Here is a 16,923-nt window from a genome sequence, read left to right as displayed (position 1 = left end):
CCTACTCTTCCGGGGCTGCCATCAGGCCTTGATGGCACGCCAGGCCTGCGTTACATAGGGAAGTGCCAGCACGTCGTCGCGGGAATGTCCCAGGTGTTCGTGCAGGTACCAGTCCAGGTTGGCAAGGACTTTGGCGCGGGTGGCGTCGGCAGCGGCGAGGTAGTAGCTCCGGGACTTGGTCAGCTCTACGATGTCCTGCGTGGTCAGGGCATCCTCCCAGCGGATCTGCCGGCCCTCAAGGCCGCGGAACTCGCGGCCCACGGCCGGCCGGAAATCCGGCTTGAGGACGTCGCCGGCGTGCATGATGCGGGAAAGCCTATGGACCCAGGGGACAGTGGTATCCAGCTGGTTCCAGATCAGGACAAGTGTCCCCCCGGGCCGCAGGATGCGTGCTGCCTCGGTGCTTGCGGCCAGGGCATCCACCCAGTGCCAGGCCTGGGCCGCACTCACGACGTCGAAAGCCAGGTCCGGCAGTCCGGTAGCCTCTGCCGGTCCAAGGCACGCCAGGGCTTCCGGGCAGGACCGGTGCAGTTGGGCCAGCATGTCGGCGGAAGGATCAACGGCGGTGACCTGCAGTCCCCGTTCCAGCAGTAGGGCCGTGAATTTTCCGGTTCCTGCGCCAATGTCAACGACGTCCCGCGCCGCCGCCGGAATCAACCAGTCAACGGCCGCCGGCGGGTAACCGGGCCGGACGCGGTGGTAGTGCTCGCCGCCGTCCTGGAAGCTTTGGCCAAGTTCCCGGCGTCGGCCTTGCTCCAGCTTGGGTCCGCCCCGTGCCAACGGATGTCTCCTTCGTGCTTGACTAAACTGCCAGTCCTACGAATTTACCGCAGGCCGGTGCTGCAGTTCAGCCGACGGAGCAGGGCGCTGCTCCCGCCGTGCCGGGGGTGTTGGGTGCCCAGTGCGGATAGGTGCGCGAGTCGTTAGCGGGAACCCATCGGCCCGAATCCACCACGTAGTCCCAGCCCAGTCCCGTGCTGCGGAGCGCAGCAACACCGGCAACCAGGCGTTCGGCGTCCTCCAGCCGGGAGCCGAGGCCGAAGCTGGCCCTCAGCGAGCCCGAGGGAAGGCCAAGGCGCTTGAGCAGGGGATGGGCGCAGAACCGGCCGTCGCGCAGCCCAACGCCGTGCTCTGCGGACAGGTATGCAGCCACCAGTCCGGCGTCGTAGCCTTCCACTGAGAAATTCACGACGCCAATTGTGTCAGTGGAATCTTCGAAGATGTGGTGAACGGTGACGCCGTCGATCGCCTGCAGGCCCTGCACCAGGTGCTCCCGGATGGCAGCCTCATGCGAGCTCACCAGGGCGGGATCTATGGCGGCCAACACCTGGGTGGCGCGGGCAAGGGTGGCAGCGCCCAGGACGTTGGGGGAGCCGCCCTCATGCCGGGCAGGTCCCGTGGTCCAGCTGACACCATCGAGCCGGGCCTCGCTGACTGCTCCGCCGCCGGCAAGGTGGGGGGTACCGGCGTCGAGCCAGTCCGGCCGGCCGATCAGGACGCCCGAACCGAACGGTGCGTAAAGTTTGTGGCCGGAGAAGGCAAGGTAGTCGACGTCGGACGTTTCAATGTTGATCCGGCGGTGCGGCGCCAGCTGAGCAGCGTCCACCACGATCCTGGCACCATATTCGTGGGCCAGCGCAGCGAGTTCGGCGATAGGCAGGATCTCGCCGGTGACGTTGGAGGCACCGGTGACGGCAAGAAGGCTGACGTCGCCTTGGGCCAGTTCATGCCGAAGCGCTGCTATGGTTCCGGCGATGGTGTGCCCGGCCACCACGCTGCGGTGCGGAACGCCCTGCCAGGGAAGGAGATTGGCATGGTGCTCGATGTCCAGGTACAGGACTTCGCCTACGGTGCGACCATCCACGACGGGCAGGCAGCCTGCCAGCAGGTTCAGGGAGTCAGTAGTGTTCCGGGTAAAAATGACGGTGTCGTCCGCCCGCCCGCCCAGGAAGTCCCGGACGATGTTGCGGGCATTCTCGTAGACCGAGGTGCTGATCTGCGAGGCATAGCCGGCACCCCGGTGGACACTCGCGTAGTACGGCAGGATCTCGTTCAGATAGGCCGAAACCACCGACAAGGCGGGGGCAGAGGCGCCATAGTCGAGGTTGGCGTAGCGTACGTGACCGCCCTGAATCAGCGGAGCCTGGATCTCGGCGCCGGTGACGGCGGCCAGCGGGCGCGCAGCCAGGGAGTTGCTAACGGGGGAAAAGGTGACAGCAGTCATGGGTCCTCACAAACTCAGGATGCCCGCTACAGGGAATCCGCGCTTGCCGTGTCCGCTCCGGACCGGCCCGGTCGTCACCCGGGGCACCCCACCGCGAATGGAGGGTTGCCGGCCAGCAAACCGGGGTTTAGCGCTGGCACTCGTGACCTGTAAGAAGACTAGAACAACGGCCAGCCGGGTAAAAACCCCGGCTGGCCGTTGACCGCTTTATTACTGTGTTTATTACGGGATTTTACGAGGGCCAAGTGCCCTCAGAGGAGGTCGTCGACGTCGGGATTCAGGCGCTTGAGGACTTCAGAGTGGAGGATGGAGTTGGTGGCCAGCGCGTTTCCGCCGAACGGACCGTCCTCCCCCTCCAGAGAGGTGAACCGGCCACCCGCCTCGACGACCAGCGGGACGAGGGCGGCCATGTCGTAGAGATTGAGCTCGGGCTCGCACGCGATGTCCACAGCGCCCTCGGCAACCATGCAGTAGGACCAGAAGTCACCGAAGGCCCGCGTCCTCCAGACATCTTCGGTCAGTGCCAGGAACTCGTTCAGGTTGCCCCGCTCCTTCCAGCCGCCCAGGCTCGAGTACGACAGCGAGGCGTCCGCGAGCGTGGAAACGTTGGAGACGCGCAACCGCGTTGCGGAAGCGAGGGAGCGGCCCATGTATGCCCCGGCGCCCTTGGCGGCCCACCAGCGCTTGCCCAGGGCCGGAGCACTAACAAGGCCCACAACCGGCTCGCCATCATCAATCAAGGCAATAAGCGTGGCCCAGACCGGGACTCCACGGACAAAGTTCTTCGTCCCGTCAATGGGATCAATGATCCAGCGCCGGGAGCCGTGCCCGCTGCTGCCGAATTCCTCACCCAGTACGGCGTCACGGGGCCGGGAGCGCGAAAGCTGTCCCCGGATGGCTTCTTCAGCCGCTTTGTCCGCATCCGTAACGGGTGTCAGGTCCGGCTTGGTCTCGACCTTAAGGTCCAGGGCCTTGAACCGGCTCATCGTCTGGTCATCGACCGAATCGGCCAGTACGTGGGCAAGGCGCAGGTCATCGTTGTAGCTCGAAGAGGGTTGGATCATGGTTACAAGCTACCGGCAAAATGCGGGCGAACCGGGGAGATTGCGATCGGCGGCATCAGCCGACGCTGCCCAGCTCCTTGGATTCCTGGCCCTCCAGACGTGGATCGACGCCCAGCAGGCGGCGTAGGGATGCCAGCCGCGCGGGACCTGACGGGCCAGCACTTCCGGCCGCTACATATGGGTCCAGGCCACAATCCGCCGCATCGGTGTGCTTGCAGCCGCGGCCACAGCGTTCCGTGCCGGGTTCAAGATCGGGGAATGCCCTCAGGATGCGATCCGGATCAACGTGGGCGAGCCCAAAGGATCGGATACCAGGCGTGTCGATGATCCAGCTCCCGGGCGGGGCGTCGGCGAGCTTTAGCGCCAACGCCGAGGACGATGTATGGCGTCCGCGGCCCGTGACCGCATTCACGCCGCCGGTGGCGCGCTCAGCGCCCGTGAGGGCGTTGACCATGGTGGATTTGCCGACTCCGGAGTGCCCCAGCATCACCGTGACCTTGCCGTCCAGATGGGCGCGGAGTTCGGCAACTGCCCTTTTGTCCAGTTTGGCTGAGAGCCCGTCATCGGACCGGGCATCGATTCCGGAGGCATCGGTGTCGGCTGTGCGGCTGATGATCACCGGAAAGTCCAGGTGCTCGTAGTTGGAGAGCAGCCCGGCAGGATCCTTGACGTCGGCTTTGGTGACCAGCAGAAGGGGGTCGATTCCGGCGTCGTAGGCAGCCACGAGGGCGCGGTCGATAAACCCGGTCCGTGGTTCTGGATTGGCGGAAGCAACCACCACCACCAACTGGTCCGCGTTGGCCACCACGGCGCGTTCGATGGGGTCGGTGTCGTCGGCACTGCGACGCAGCAAGGTGTGGCGGTCCTGGATCCTGACCAGCCGGGCCAGGGTATCCGGGAGGCCTGTCACGTCGCCTACCAGCGACACGAAGTCTCCGGCCACCACGGGTGAGCGTCGCAGTTCGCGGGCCCGTGCGGCAATCACCACGCGTTCCCCGGGTGAGCCTTCCTCAACGACTGCTGTGTACCGGCCGCGGTCCACGGTAATGATCCTGCCCGTAACTGCGTCGTCGTAGCTGGGGCGGTCCTTGGTGCGCGGCCTGGACCCCTTCTTGCTGGGACGGATCCGTACGTCGGACTCGTCCCAGGAGTCAGTCCTTCGGGGCACCGGTGCGCCCTCCCGGGTGGCTGCTGCCGCCTTGCTGCCTGGCGGACTGCCCCAGCATATCGGCCCAAAGTTCCGGGAAGTCCGGCATGGTCTTGGCGGTGGTGCCGATGTCCTGGACCTGTACACCTTCGACAGCCAGGCCCAGGATGGCGCCTGCAGTGGCCATCCGATGGTCCGCGTAGCTTTGGACCAGTCCGCCGTGCAACGCGGCCGGGCGGATGACGAGTCCGTCGCTGGTTTCCTCGGCGTCGCCGCCCAGCCGGTTGATCTCCGTGACCAGGGCCTTCAGCCGGTCAGTTTCGTGACCTCGCAGGTGGGCGATGCCCGTCAGCCGCGAAGGGCCGGTTGCCAGCGCGCAGAGAGCTGCCACAGTGGGTGCAAGTTCGCTGGTTTCGTCGAAGGTTCCGCCCTTGATTTCTGCACCGCCGGTCACCGTCAGCACCCCCGACTCGTACGTGACGTCCGCGCCCATGGTTGTGAGGATGCTCCGCCACATATCGCCGACCTGCGTGGTGTGTGCAGGCCAGTCCGGGATGCGGACCGTGCCGCTGGTGGCCAGTGCTGCCGCCAGGAAGGGGCCTGCATTGGAAAGGTCCTGCTCAATGCGTTGGTCGAAGGCACGGATGGATCCCGGCGCGACGACCCAGTGGTTAGGTACCGAATCATCGACGGAGACACCTACGCTGCGCAGGGCCTTTACTGTCATGGTGATGTGGTCAAGGCTGGGCACCGTCTTGCCCACATGCTCCAGGTGAAGCCCCTCGCTGAACCTGGCGCCAACCAGGAGCAGGGCAGAAACGAACTGAGAGGACGCACTGGCGTCAATGACAAGGTGTCCGCCGCGCACCTCTCCGTCGCCCTCTACAACAAATGGCAACGACGACGGCGTTTTCCCGTCAGGTGCCCCGATGGCAACTCCGAGCGCGGACAGCGCTTTGATGATCGTTCCCATGGGCCGTTCACGGGCGTGGGGATCGCCGTCGAACAGGGTCGTTCCACGACGGAGGGCAGCAAGCGGCGGAACAAACCGCATGACCGTACCCGCCAAGCCGCAATCGATGCTCGAGGCTACGGCGGGGGCGGAAGGACTGAACGGTGTGATTTCCAGGTCAGGCCCGAATGCGCCCTCGCCGGGGATTTCGGTAACTCTGGCGCCGAGCTGCCGTAAGGCTTCCACCATTAACGCGGAATCCCGGGAGTGCAGCGGAGCGCGGAGACGGGATGGCCCGTCAGCCAGAGCGGCCAGTACCAGGAACCGGTTGGTCAGGGACTTGGAGCCGGGAACCTGCACCGTGGCGTCCACGGGGGCTTTTGCGAACGGCGCGGGCCAGTGGTCCTGAAGGGCAGTAGTGCTGGAAACTGTGGCAGAGCCGGACATGCGGTGTTATGCCCCCGCGACCTGGGTTGCAGCCCGGCGAACGACCTTGTCAGCCTTGTTCCACTGCTTTCCGGTGGTCTTCTTGACATCGGCGCTCAAGTGGCCTGCCGCCTTCTTTGCGTCTGCGGCCAGGTGCTCTGCGCGCCACGCGAGGCTGGGCTTTCCGTTGGTGTCTACGGCTGCCAGCAGCACGCCACCGCTCAGCGAGAGATTCTTGAGCAGCTGCCGGCGTCGGGCGTTACGGCCCTCCTTATTGCTGATGTCGGCGCTGCGCCACTCGACGAAGGTGTTGAGTGCGGAGACCACAACAAGGATTCCGGCCGAAAGGCGCGAAAACTTGCCCAACCCAAAGAGGACGCCCGCGCCCACCTGCGTGCCGCCGATAACGCGGGCAAGCGTTTTGTCGCTGGTGGCGAAAGGCAGCGAATCGGAAGCGCGGCGCAGGAGCGGAGACAACTGCTGCGCGGTGTCGTCGGCATTCTTGAGCTTATCCATGCCGGCAGCGACAAAGCTGGAGGCGAGCATGGGCCGGGCGAGAAAGCGGATTACGGACATGTTGTTCCTCCTGGCTGAACGAACCGCATCGATCGCGGCGGAATCCTTCCTAGTCTTACACTTTTGGGGAATATTTGCCCACGGGACAGGGTTGTCGAGTTCGGAGCCGGGAAGAGAAGCCGGCGGCCAAGAGACTGTGGAGTGGAGTTGGACTTTTTGACGCTGTTGAAGCCGACGGGGACAGAAGTATCAGGACCCTTGCACCTCACCACTGCGGATTTCGATCCTGACGCAGCCGCACTCGAGTACGGCCTGCGGCCCTCAGGCCGTCCCGCAGTAGACTTGGATGCGATGAGTACCTTGGATCCGGCCTCAACGGCCATGTACGAAGCTGCGGGCAGCGATGCCGGCAGTAAAGCAAGCCCGGCGCCTGCCGCTGCGGACCTTCAGGAGCCCACACCGGACGCCGTAGGGCAGGGCGAAGAAGCCGCCGTTTACGGCGATTCGGGCCCCGACGTTGACGTAGCCTCCGAAACCGCCGAGGACCGTCGTGCCCGGTTCGAACGGGACGCCATGCAGTACGTGGATCAGCTCTATTCGGCTGCTATGCGGATGGCGCGGAATCCCGCCGATGCCGAAGACCTGGTGCAGGAGGCCTACACCAAGGCTTTTTCTGCGTTCCACCAGTACAAGCCCGGCACAAACCTCAAGGCCTGGCTGTACCGGATCCTCACCAATACGTACATCAACCTCTACCGCAAGCGGCAACGAGAGCCCTTGCAGTCCAACTCGGACACCATTGAGGACTGGCAGCTGGCGCGTGCCGGCTCGCACACATCCGCCGGGCTGCGGTCGGCTGAAGCGGAGGCGTTGGACCACCTTCCGGACTCTGACGTCAAGCGGGCGCTGCAGGCCATCCCCGAGGAATTCCGCCTGGCGGTCTACTTCGCGGATGTTGAGGGCTTTGCCTATAAGGAAATATCGGACATCATGAACACCCCCATCGGCACCGTCATGTCCCGGCTGCACCGCGGCCGGAAAATGCTTCGCGACATGCTCGCCGACTACGCCGCGGAACGCGGATTCAAATTAGCAGGCGGGCCCAGCAATGAGGCCGCAGGGACACAACAGGAGAATAAGAAATGAGCGACTGCCAGGGATTGGGCGATTGCGACGACACCCGGATGCAACGCATCTATGAGTACCTTGACGGGGCGTTGACCCATGAGGACCTGGGTGAGATCAAGCAGCATCTGGACGATTGCCCGGAATGCGCGGAGCAATACGACCTCGAATGCGTCATCCGCAACCTGGTCAAGAGGTCCTGCACTGAAGCTGCGCCGGAAAACCTTAAGAACGCCATTCTGGACCGTATCCACTCGATCCGCCCCGTGGAAGCCTAACCAGGCTGCCGGCTTAAAACCAAGCGCCCCGGAACCCAAATGGTTCCAGGGCGCTTTGCTTTAAGCCGTTATCCCAAGCGTTACCTTAGGTGTTGGGGCGCTTCCCGTGGTTCGCGCCGCCACGCTTACGGTCACGACGCTTGCGTGCTCGCTTGCTCATAGCTGGCCTCCTTAATGTTGTACTCAAAAGAGCTGCCCTCAAGTCTCCCACATCAAGCGGCGGGCTGCGAACCGCGACACCAGTGTCAGTCCCGCAATGACCAGCCGCTCTATGACGCTGGTCCCGGCGCGTGCAGGAATGAAACGGTGCCAGATACCGAATTGGTCCGGGCCAGCAGCAGTTGGGCGTCCGGGCCGGCAATGGTCTGGAGTTTGCCACCAGCGGGGTTGTACGTCGCGTCGTCGATGACGACGTTGCCGCCGGGGGAGTTCGCCACAAGGTCGACGCCGAGGTCAGCCGGGAGCCGGACCGTCAGGTCGCCGGAGACTGAATTAGCGCCAAAGTCCTCAGCGAAACCGAGAAGCTCAAACGTCATGTTTCCGCTGACTGTGTTTGCCCGGATATGGCTGAAATGTCCGGAGGCGGCCACTTCACCGGAAACGCTTTTGGCGGTCAGGACACCGTCGTGATTCCTTATGGTGACACCACCGCTGACTGTATTGACGTGTAAATCGCCGCCGGTATCTTCAATAGTGAGGCTCCCGGTGACTGTGTTGAGCTTTGTATGGGCCCGGGTACCACTTATATGGCCCTCGCCGCTGACAGTCCCGGCTTCAATGTCGGCAGATTCCGGGATAACAACGTTGATGATGGCCGAATTCGAGCTACTGGTATTGACGCTCTGCATCAGGCTGCGAAGCCAGCCGTGCGGACCATGCGGCTGTTGCCGGATCTCCAACTTGCCGCCGCTGAGCGTGACAGTGAGCGGATCCCCGTGGATGTCGCTGACCTCTATCCGGGCCCGTTCGTCTGATCCGGAGGTGACCTCGAACCGGCCGCCGAACACACCCAGCTTGAGGCTGGTGACGTCGTCAATGTCGATTGTCTGCGGATCTGTAACAGTCCAGGTCTGCTCGGTCATGCTTCCTCCGGTTATCGCGATGAATCGTGACAGTTACTTCACGCTACTCCGTGGCTTCAAGGCCCAGCCATTGGAACCAGCCCCTGTGCAGGACAAGCCACGCCATGAGGCCATATCCGGCCTGTCCCGGGCTGCCGCTGTTGGCTGCGAGGTCCTGACGCCACTGTTCATGATTCACCAGCGGCGAGAAAGTATCCACGTAAAGATGTTTCCGGCGGGTGGTGACATCAGCGAAAGCGGTGTTCAGATCGTCCAGCCTGCGGTTCTGCGCGGGATCGAGTGTGGGCGGCGGACCCACGACGAATACCTCAATACGGTTCTGGGAAGCGGAGTCCAGGATGTTGGCTAGGTTGAGACGGCTCCGTGCCGTCGACAGGCCGAACTCGATGTCACGGCCGGACAGCCCGATCACCAGACGGTTCTCATGGTTGTCGCCGAACCGCCTCCCGGCCTCTTTCAGCCAACGCCCGGCCAGACCCTCAGTGCCCTCCTCAGGGCAGGGGAGGGAGTAGGTTTCCATCGTCATGTTCTCTTGTGGAGTGCGGGCCAGGACACGGCCCAGCCAGCCGAGCGCCCTGGGATCACCCAGTCCGGCCAGCAGTTCATCTCCTACAGCTGCAATACGCAGCTTCCTGTCTTCCACAAGTGCCTCTTAACTTCGGTGTTCTGCTTCTCTGCCTGCCGGTAAGTACCTGAGGTGCTGTCCGCATGCGGTACCGGCCTTTTTGGACCTTCCACCCATTAAACAGAACTGCCCGGCCGGAGTCGGGGATTTCGACGTCCGGCCGGGCAGTTACTGGATTACTTTCGTGCGAATGCCTGCTTCAGCAGGGCATCCTGCTCGGCGGCATGGCGCTTCATGGAACCGGCCGCGGTTGATGCGGACGCGGGCCGGGAGATGAGGCGGATCCTGCGGTCCAGCTCCTGCGGAAGGTTGAGGCCCATAAACGGCCACGGACCCTGGTTGGCCGGCTCGTCCTGTGCCCAGACAACCTCGGCGTTCGGGTACTTGGCAAGCTCCGCTTCAATTTCTTCCTTGGGCAGCGGGTACAGCTGCTCCACCCGGATGATCGCCGTCGTCTTGTCTTCCGTCTTCTGCCGCGTGGACAGGAGGTCGTAGTACAGGCGGCCCGAGACCAGCAGTACTCGTTCGATGGCGTCACCCGCTACTGCCTCGTGGTCGGGGATGACCGGGAGGAAGCTGCCGGTGGTGAAATTCTCCACAGAGGACGCGGCCGCCTTGAGGCGCAGCAGCTGCTTCGGAGTGAAGATGATCAGCGGCTTGCGCGGACGGCTGTAGGCCTGTCGGCGGAGGAGGTGGAAATGCGATGCCGCGGTGGTGGGGTTTGCCACGATCATGTTTTGCTCGGCACACATCTGCAGGAACCGTTCGATGCGGGCTGAGGAGTGGTCCGGACCCTGCCCCTCGTAACCGTGCGGAAGCATCAGCACCAGCGAGGATCGTTGGCCCCACTTCTGCTCGGCGGAGGAGATGAACTCATCGATGATGGTCTGCGCGCCGTTGACGAAGTCACCGAACTGGGCTTCCCACAGCACCAGGGCATCCGGGCGCTCTACGGAGTAGCCGTACTCGAAGCCCATGGCAGCGTATTCCGACAACAACGAATCGTAAATCCACAGCTTTGCCTGGTCATCGCTGAGGTGGGCAAGCGGCATCCATTCGTTGCCGTTGGCGCGGTCGTGGAAGACTGCGTGGCGCTGCACGAAGGTGCCGCGGCGCGAATCCTGGCCGGCGAGCCTGACCGGCACGCCTTCCATGATCAGCGAACCGAACGCCGCGATCTCGCCGAAGCCCCAGTCGATTGCGCCTTCGCGGGACATCTGTTCGCGCTTCTCCAGCAGCTGCTTGAGTTTCGTGTGGACAGTGAACCCTTCAGGGATCTCCAGGTGGACCTGGCCGATGCGGGCCAGGGTCTCCGGGGAGATGGCTGTGGACTTCGGAGCGTTGCTCGCGGAATCCGCGCGCTGGGAGATAGGCCGCTCAATATCCGCTATCGCTGCGGAGTCCGCGGTGACGATCGGAATTGGCGACGTCTGCGCAGCGTGGGTTTCCGCGAAGACCCGCTCGAGGCGTTCCTGGTAGTCGCGGAGCAGCTGCTCGGCTTCTTCCTCGGTGATATCACCGCGGCCTATCAGGGATTCGGTGTACAGCTTGCGGACGGAGCGCTTGGCTTCAATCAGGTTGTACATCATGGGCTGGGTCATCGAGGGGTCATCGCCCTCATTGTGACCACGACGGCGGTAGCAGACCATGTCGATGACTACGTCCTTGTGGAACCGCTGGCGGAACTCGTAGGCGAGCTGCCCGACGCGGACGACAGCCTCAGGATCGTCGCCGTTCACGTGGAACACGGGCGCCTGGATCATCTTGGCGACGTCGGTGGAGTAGGTGGAAGAACGCGACGACGAAGGTGCGGTGGTGAAGCCGACCTGGTTGTTGACCACAACGTGGATGGTTCCGCCGGTGCGGTATCCGCGGAGCTGGGAGAGGTTAAGCGTTTCCGCCACTACACCCTGGCCTGCGAAGGCGGCGTCGCCGTGGACCATGATGGGCAGGACCGGGAATCCTTCGCCCTGGTCGAGGCGGTCCTGCTTGGCGCGTACGATGCCTTCGAGCACGGAATCCACGGCTTCGAGGTGGGACGGGTTCGCGGCCAGGTACACCTTGGTCTGATTGCCGAGGTCGGAGGTGAAAGTACCTTCGGTGCCCAGGTGATATTTGACGTCGCCCGAGCCCTGCACGGAGCGGGGATCCTGGGTACCTTCGAATTCGCGGAACACCTGTGCGTAAGTCTTGCCGGCGATGTTTGTGAGCACATTCAGGCGGCCACGGTGGGCCATGCCGATAGCGACTTCGTCGAGGCCGTCGTCGGCGGCGTCCGAGATGATCGAGTCCAGCAGCGGAATCAAGGACTCTCCGCCCTCGAGGGAGAAGCGCTTCTGGCCGACGAACTTGGTCTGCAGGAAGGTCTCAAAGGCCTCGGCAGCGTTCAGCTTGGAAACGACGCGCAGCTGCTCTTCGCGGCTGGGCTTGGAGTACGGATGCTCCAGCTGGTCCTGGAACCACTTGCGTTCATCGGGTTCCTGGATGTGCATGTACTCGATGCCGGTGGTACGGCAGTAGGCATCGCGGAGCACGCCGAGGATGTCGCGGAACTTCAGCATCGGCTTGCCGCCGAAACCACCCGTCGGCCACTCACGGTCCAGGTCCCACAGCGTGAGGCCGTAGGTGAGGACGTCAAGGTCGGGGTGCTTGCGCTGGACGTACTCGAGCGGGTTGGTGTCCGCCATGAGGTGGCCGCGCACGCGGTAGGAGTGGATCAGCTGCTGGATACGGGCAACCTTGTTGATCTCGTCCGCGGGATCAATCTGCAGGTCCGGACTCCAGCGAACGGGCTCATAAGGGATGCGCAGGGACTCGAAGATGTCGTCGTAGAAGTTCTGCGCACCCAACAGGAGCTGGTGGACCAGCTTGAGGAATTCGCCGCTGCCGGCACCCTGGATGACCCGGTGGTCATAAGTGGAGGTGAGCGTGAGGACCTTGCTGATGGCGTTGTGGGCGAGGATCTTCTCGCTGGCACCCTGGAATTCTGCAGGGTAGTCCAGTGCGCCTACGCCGATGATGGCTGCCTGGCCCTTGGAAAGCCGTGGGACCGAGTGGACCGTACCGATACCGCCGGGGTTAGTGAGCGATACCGTGGTTCCGGAGTGGTCATCAGCTGTCAGCTTGCCGTTGCGGGCACGCTTGATGAGGTCCTCGTAGGTGTGCCAGAACTCCGAGAAGTTGAGGGTCTCGGCCTTTTTGATGTTCGGCACCATCAGCAGACGGCTGCCGTCCGGCTTGGGCATGTCGATGGCGATGCCGAAGTTGACGTGCGCCGGCTGGACCGCCACGGGTTTGCCGTCCACGACGTCGTAGTACACGTTCATGGAGGGGAACTGGGCCAGCGCCCGGATGACGGCGTAGCCGATCAAGTGTGTGAAGGAGACCTTGCCGCCGCGTGCGCGGGCCAGGTTGGAGTTGATGACGACGCGGTTGTCGATCAACAGCTTGGCCGGGATGGCCCTGACGCTCGTAGCGGTGGGAACTTCCAGGCTGGTTACCATGTTGGCCGCAATGGCCTTGGCTGGCCCCTTCAGGACAGAGACGGCGTCCTGCTCCGGTGCCGAGGGGGCGTTGACGTTCTTGGGAAGCTGCGCGGGGATGGGCTGCGTGGTGGTGCCTGCCTTGGGCTTGCTCGCTCCATCGCGGGCCACAATGGCCGGATCTTTCTTGGCGGCTGCCGGAGCGGCCGGCGAATCTGCCGGGGCGGCAGGAGTTTCCGTAGCAGGCTTGGCCGGCGTCGCTGCCGGGGCGGCCTGGGGCTTCTGCACTACCGGAAGTTCACGCGTAGCTGGATGCCGGGCCGGCGCACCATTCCCGTTGGCCGATGTTTCAGTGCCCGAGTCGAAGGATTCGAACAAGGGCCACCATTTGGCGTCCACCGCGTTCTTGTCCTTTTGGTACTGCTCGTAAAGTTCGTCAACGAGCCACTCGTTTCCGCCAAATTCCTCTGGTAGACGGTGGCTAGGCTGCTCTGGCACTTGAAATACGCCTCTTCCATGAGATTGATTTCCCTCTGGTTTCCACGGTGCAACGGCACTACGAAGAACCAGCATCTGCATTCTCTGAACCCAGACCATTGTCAGTCTAGTGAGCGCGGAGGGTAATCCCCAATAAGGGTGACCCAAATCATGACACGACCCGGGAATTGCCGTAACGGGACGGCGGGCTCAGCCTGGAGAGGCCTTTTTCGCTGGTGACCGCCGCAAAAAATGCTGCAGGCCCGGGACGCGTGGTGCGTTCCGGGCCTGCAGTATTTTGCTGTGAAGAATGGGGACTAGCGGGAAGCCTGTTCCTGCTCGCTGGCGTTCCTGGTGGCCTTCTGGCCGGCCTCTTCGAGGGCCTGGGCAACCTTGGCGAGGGAGGCAACGTGCTGGCCATTCCACTCGCTACGGAACTTATCAGCGTCCGGGCCCTTCCAGTCGGTACCCTCGAGGACCTTGGTCAGCGTGGACTTCTGCTTCTCGATCTCAGACGAACCAGCCTTGAGCTTGCTGCCCAGAGCCTTCAGCTGAGCAATATCTGCACCCCAAATAGCCATGACGTATCTCCTTTTCGTAGATCCAGTGTGGATAAAGCGGTAGGTGAGCAACTGATTGGATCGAACGTTCGCTGCCTGCTTGGCCGGAGCGGATCCATTGCCCCTAAGCTATCCTGCCCGGGACGGTCGGTCGATGGGCACAGGTCCCCATCCAGGGAGGCATCACCCGGGGGAAGGGCAGGTAGCGCTCCTGTAGACTGGGATTCTTATGGACAGTAAATCTAGGTGCCGGCCTGGGGACTGTCAGCGGGGAATGGTTTTCACCTCCGCCGCGGTCACCCATAGAGCCGGCAAACCCCGAACGCGCGCCCATCATTCTCCGACCAGCCGCTGGTCCGCAGACCTACAGGAAAAAGGGTCGGCTTCCGCTGACCATCCTCCACTAGGCAGTTACCCCTGCACTCTGCAGCCTTCTCATCTCCAGCGTTTCCCGCGCTGCGTCCGCTCCCATGACAGGAACGGATTCTAATGGAATGGCTCCTCCTCCTGGCCGGCCTGCTGCTGATCGCAGGCACCGGCTTTTTCGTCGCCGTCGAATTCTCCCTGATCGCCCTTGACCAGCCCACGGTGCAACGGGCAATCGACGACGGCGATACTGCAGCAATTCCGCTGCTGAAATGCCTGAAATCACTCTCCACGCAGTTGTCCAGCTGCCAGCTGGGCATCACCATGACGACGTTGCTCACCGGCTACGTGATGGAGCCATCGGTGGGTAAGCTCCTGGAACCAATGCTGCATGCGGCGGGGTTGCCGGCGGTTGCCGTAGCTTCGGTTTCGCTGATCATCGCCATGGCATTGGCCACCCTGCTGTCCATGCTGCTGGGCGAACTGGTCCCCAAGAACATGGCTATTGCCCTGGCTTTTCGGGTCGGCCGGTTTGTGGCCCGTCCCCAGTTGGTTTTCACGGCCATTTTCAGGCCGGCCATCGTGGTGCTGAACGGGTTTTCCAATCGGGTGCTTCATCTATTTGGTCTTGAGGCCAAGGAAGAGATCTCCGGTGCCAGGACACCTGCAGAGCTGTCCTCGCTGGTCCGCCGCTCGGCCGAGATGGGAACCCTCGACGCCGGTACTGCCAACTTCCTGGCGCGCACCCTCAGTTTCTCCGCACGTACAGCAGCGGACGTCATGACTCCCCGCATCCGGGTAGAGACCATCGACGCCGACCAGCCCGTCTCAGACATCGTTGATGCGGCGCGGCGGACAGGCTACTCGCGGTTCCCGGTGATCGGCGACTCCTCTGACGACATCCGCGGCGTGGTCCACGTCAAGAAGGCCATCGCCGTTCCCTCCGAACGACGGCGAAACCTCGAGGTCGGAGCCATCATGACGGACGTCCTCCGGGTACCTGAAACCATCCACCTTGATTCCCTCCTGGCGGAACTGCGCGAAGGAAATCTGCAGCTCGCCGTCGTTCTTGATGAATATGGCGGAACCGCCGGCATCGCTACCTTGGAGGACCTGGTGGAGGAGATTGTGGGTGAGGTGGCAGATGAGCACGACAAGGTCCGCCCCGGCCTGCTGCAGAGCGCCTCTGGCGACTGGTACTTTCCCGGCCTGCTGCGGCCCGACGAGTTGTCCGAACAGATTCCCGGGCTGATAGTGCCGGATGAGGCCGCATATGAAACCGTTGGCGGCTTCGTGATGAGCCAACTCGGCAGGATTGCAGCGGTGGGGGACACCGTGCAGGTAACTGGCGGGACCCTGAGCGTCACCAGGATGGATGGACGCCGCATCGACCGGATCTGTTTCAGTCCGGCGAGGAGCCTGGAACCAGAAGGACCGGCAGCAGGGGCTGAGGGTCTCGAAGGCGTCCGCGGCATTCAACAGGAGGCCGGACGATGAACGACTGGGCCGGAATTGCTTGGCTTGTTGTCCTGCTGTTGGGCAATGCCTTCTTCGTAGGGGCGGAGTTCGCCATCATGTCGGCACGGCGAAGCCAGATTGAACCCCTGGCGGACGCCGGGTCCAAGCGTGCCAAAACCACGCTCCAGGCCATGGAAAACGTCTCGCTCATGCTGGCGTGTGCCCAGCTGGGCATTACTGTGTGTTCGCTTCTGATCCTTCAGGTCGCTGAACCTGCCATCCATCACCTGCTCGCGGAGCCGCTTCATGCAGTGGGTATCCCGCTGGAGGCTGCCGACGTTGCCGCCTTCGCCATCGCACTGCTCCTGGTGACCTTCCTGCATGTGACGTTCGGCGAGATGGTGCCGAAGAACATCTCGGTATCCGTAGCTGACAAGGCTGCGCTGCTGCTGGCACCGCCGCTGGTTTTCATTGCCAGGCTGGTAAACCCGGTCATCTCAGCCCTGAACTGGGCGGCAAACCACATTCTCCGGATGATGCGGATCGAACCGAAGGATGAAGTCACGTCAACCTTCACCCTCGAGGAAGTCCAGTCGATCGTGCAGGAGTCGACCCGGCACGGCCTGGTGGATGATGAAGCCGGGCTCATAACCGGTGCGCTTGAATTCTCCGAGCACACGGCGCAGAGCATCATGGTGCCCGTCGAGGATCTGGTGATGATGAAATCCACCACCACCCCTGTGCAGTTTGAAAAAGCAGTGAGCCGTACTGGCTTTTCGCGGTTTCCCATGTTGGACGACGACGGGATGCTGGCCGGTTACTTGCACGTGAAGGACGTACTCTCCATTCCCCAGGAGAACTACGACAAGCCGATCGCTGAGAGCCGGATCCGGTCGCTGGCCAACCTGGCACTGGACGACGAAATCGAAAAGGCCATGTCAGTGATGCAGCGGACCGGCTCACACCTTGCCCGCGTGATTGGTCCGGGTGGGCAGACCAGGGGAGTGCTTTTCCTGGAGGATGTCATAGAACAACTGGTGGGCGAGATCCGGGATGCAACGCAGGCAACCGGCATTCGTCGTCTGGGCCAGGAGGACCAACCGGTACGCGATCGCTGACGGGACCCAGGGCGCGAGGGGGT

General features: G+C 63.1%; 15 protein-coding genes and 1 riboswitch. Of the genes, 4 read left to right on the top strand and 11 right to left on the bottom strand.

All coding sequences use genetic code 11. From position 1 onward, the window contains the following. Nucleotides 1-21: 21 nt before the first annotated feature. From AC50X5_RS02320 to AC50X5_RS02295, 6 genes are all read right to left on the bottom strand, one after another. Nucleotides 22-780, bottom strand: coding sequence for a class I SAM-dependent methyltransferase (locus AC50X5_RS02320; protein ID WP_494974542.1), 759 nt, complete (start codon nt 778-780; stop codon nt 22-24). A 67-nt stretch (nt 781-847) separates the two neighbouring features. After that, a complete protein-coding gene (locus AC50X5_RS02315; protein WP_494974541.1) occupies nt 848-2,224 on the bottom strand; it encodes an aminotransferase class V-fold PLP-dependent enzyme in 1,377 nt (458 codons plus the stop codon). A 34-nt stretch (nt 2,225-2,258) separates the two neighbouring features. Further along, nucleotides 2,259-2,372: riboswitch (SAM riboswitch) on the bottom strand. Nucleotides 2,373-2,475: 103 nt separating this feature from the next. Next, nucleotides 2,476-3,288 carry a histidinol-phosphatase gene (gene hisN / locus AC50X5_RS02310; protein WP_493984529.1) on the bottom strand — a complete coding sequence of 271 codons (813 nt, stop codon included), beginning with the start codon at nt 3,286-3,288 and terminating at the stop codon, nt 2,476-2,478. 55 nt (nt 3,289-3,343) lie between these two features. Next, entirely contained in the window at nt 3,344-4,456 is a 1,113-nt protein-coding gene (gene rsgA, locus AC50X5_RS02305; RefSeq protein ID WP_494974540.1) for a ribosome small subunit-dependent GTPase A, read from the bottom strand. After that, a complete protein-coding gene (aroA, locus tag AC50X5_RS02300; RefSeq protein WP_494974539.1) occupies nt 4,440-5,834 on the bottom strand; it encodes a 3-phosphoshikimate 1-carboxyvinyltransferase in 1,395 nt (464 codons plus the stop codon). Before aroA ends, rsgA begins: the two co-directional genes overlap by 17 nt. A 6-nt stretch (nt 5,835-5,840) precedes the next feature. Then, nucleotides 5,841-6,389 carry a DoxX family protein gene (locus AC50X5_RS02295; RefSeq protein WP_494974538.1) on the bottom strand — a complete coding sequence of 183 codons (549 nt, stop codon included), beginning with the start codon at nt 6,387-6,389 and terminating at the stop codon, nt 5,841-5,843. 291 nt (nt 6,390-6,680) lie between these two features. Here AC50X5_RS02295 and AC50X5_RS02290 point away from each other — a divergent pair, with 291 nt between their 5' ends. Both AC50X5_RS02290 and rsrA read left to right on the top strand, forming a co-directional pair. Continuing rightward, entirely contained in the window at nt 6,681-7,475 is a 795-nt protein-coding gene (locus AC50X5_RS02290; protein WP_494975207.1) for a sigma-70 family RNA polymerase sigma factor, read from the top strand. After that, a complete protein-coding gene (gene rsrA / locus AC50X5_RS02285; protein WP_463934340.1) occupies nt 7,472-7,732 on the top strand; it encodes a mycothiol system anti-sigma-R factor in 261 nt (86 codons plus the stop codon). The genes AC50X5_RS02290 and rsrA overlap by 4 nt, the downstream gene beginning before the upstream one ends. 85 nt (nt 7,733-7,817) lie before the next feature. On the opposite strand, the gene AC50X5_RS02280 is transcribed toward rsrA, so the two are convergent. From AC50X5_RS02280 to AC50X5_RS02260, 5 genes are all read right to left on the bottom strand, one after another. Beyond that, nucleotides 7,818-7,892, bottom strand: a complete 75-nt coding sequence (locus AC50X5_RS02280; protein ID WP_369299106.1) for a 50S ribosomal protein bL37 — start codon at nt 7,890-7,892, stop codon at nt 7,818-7,820. 109 nt (nt 7,893-8,001) lie between these two features. Then, nucleotides 8,002-8,814 (bottom strand): DUF4097 family beta strand repeat-containing protein, encoded by an 813-nt coding sequence (locus tag AC50X5_RS02275; RefSeq protein ID WP_494974537.1) that lies wholly within the window; start codon nt 8,812-8,814, stop codon nt 8,002-8,004. Between the two features lie 43 nt (nt 8,815-8,857). Continuing rightward, nucleotides 8,858-9,457 carry a GDSL-type esterase/lipase family protein gene (locus tag AC50X5_RS02270; protein ID WP_494974536.1) on the bottom strand — a complete coding sequence of 200 codons (600 nt, stop codon included), beginning with the start codon at nt 9,455-9,457 and terminating at the stop codon, nt 8,858-8,860. Nucleotides 9,458-9,615: 158 nt separating this feature from the next. Continuing rightward, nucleotides 9,616-13,419 carry a multifunctional oxoglutarate decarboxylase/oxoglutarate dehydrogenase thiamine pyrophosphate-binding subunit/dihydrolipoyllysine-residue succinyltransferase subunit gene (locus AC50X5_RS02265; protein WP_494974535.1) on the bottom strand — a complete coding sequence of 1,268 codons (3,804 nt, stop codon included), beginning with the start codon at nt 13,417-13,419 and terminating at the stop codon, nt 9,616-9,618. 296 nt (nt 13,420-13,715) lie between these two features. Then, nucleotides 13,716-13,979, bottom strand: coding sequence for a hypothetical protein (locus AC50X5_RS02260; RefSeq protein ID WP_493983327.1), 264 nt, complete (start codon nt 13,977-13,979; stop codon nt 13,716-13,718). Nucleotides 13,980-14,447: 468 nt separating this feature from the next. Between AC50X5_RS02260 and AC50X5_RS02255 the strand changes: the two genes are divergently transcribed. Beyond that, entirely contained in the window at nt 14,448-15,821 is a 1,374-nt protein-coding gene (locus AC50X5_RS02255; RefSeq protein ID WP_494974534.1) for a hemolysin family protein, read from the top strand. Continuing rightward, the gene (locus tag AC50X5_RS02250) at nt 15,818-16,900 is read left to right on the top strand and encodes a hemolysin family protein (protein ID WP_494974533.1); all 1,083 of its coding nucleotides are present in this window, start codon (nt 15,818-15,820) and stop codon (nt 16,898-16,900) included. Before AC50X5_RS02255 ends, AC50X5_RS02250 begins: the two co-directional genes overlap by 4 nt. Nucleotides 16,901-16,923 lie beyond the last annotated feature (23 nt).

Source organism: Pseudarthrobacter sp. MDT1-40-2 (assembly GCF_059383595.1).
The sequence above is the reverse complement of the archived record's forward strand: the minus strand, read 5'-3'. Positions and strand labels throughout refer to the sequence as shown.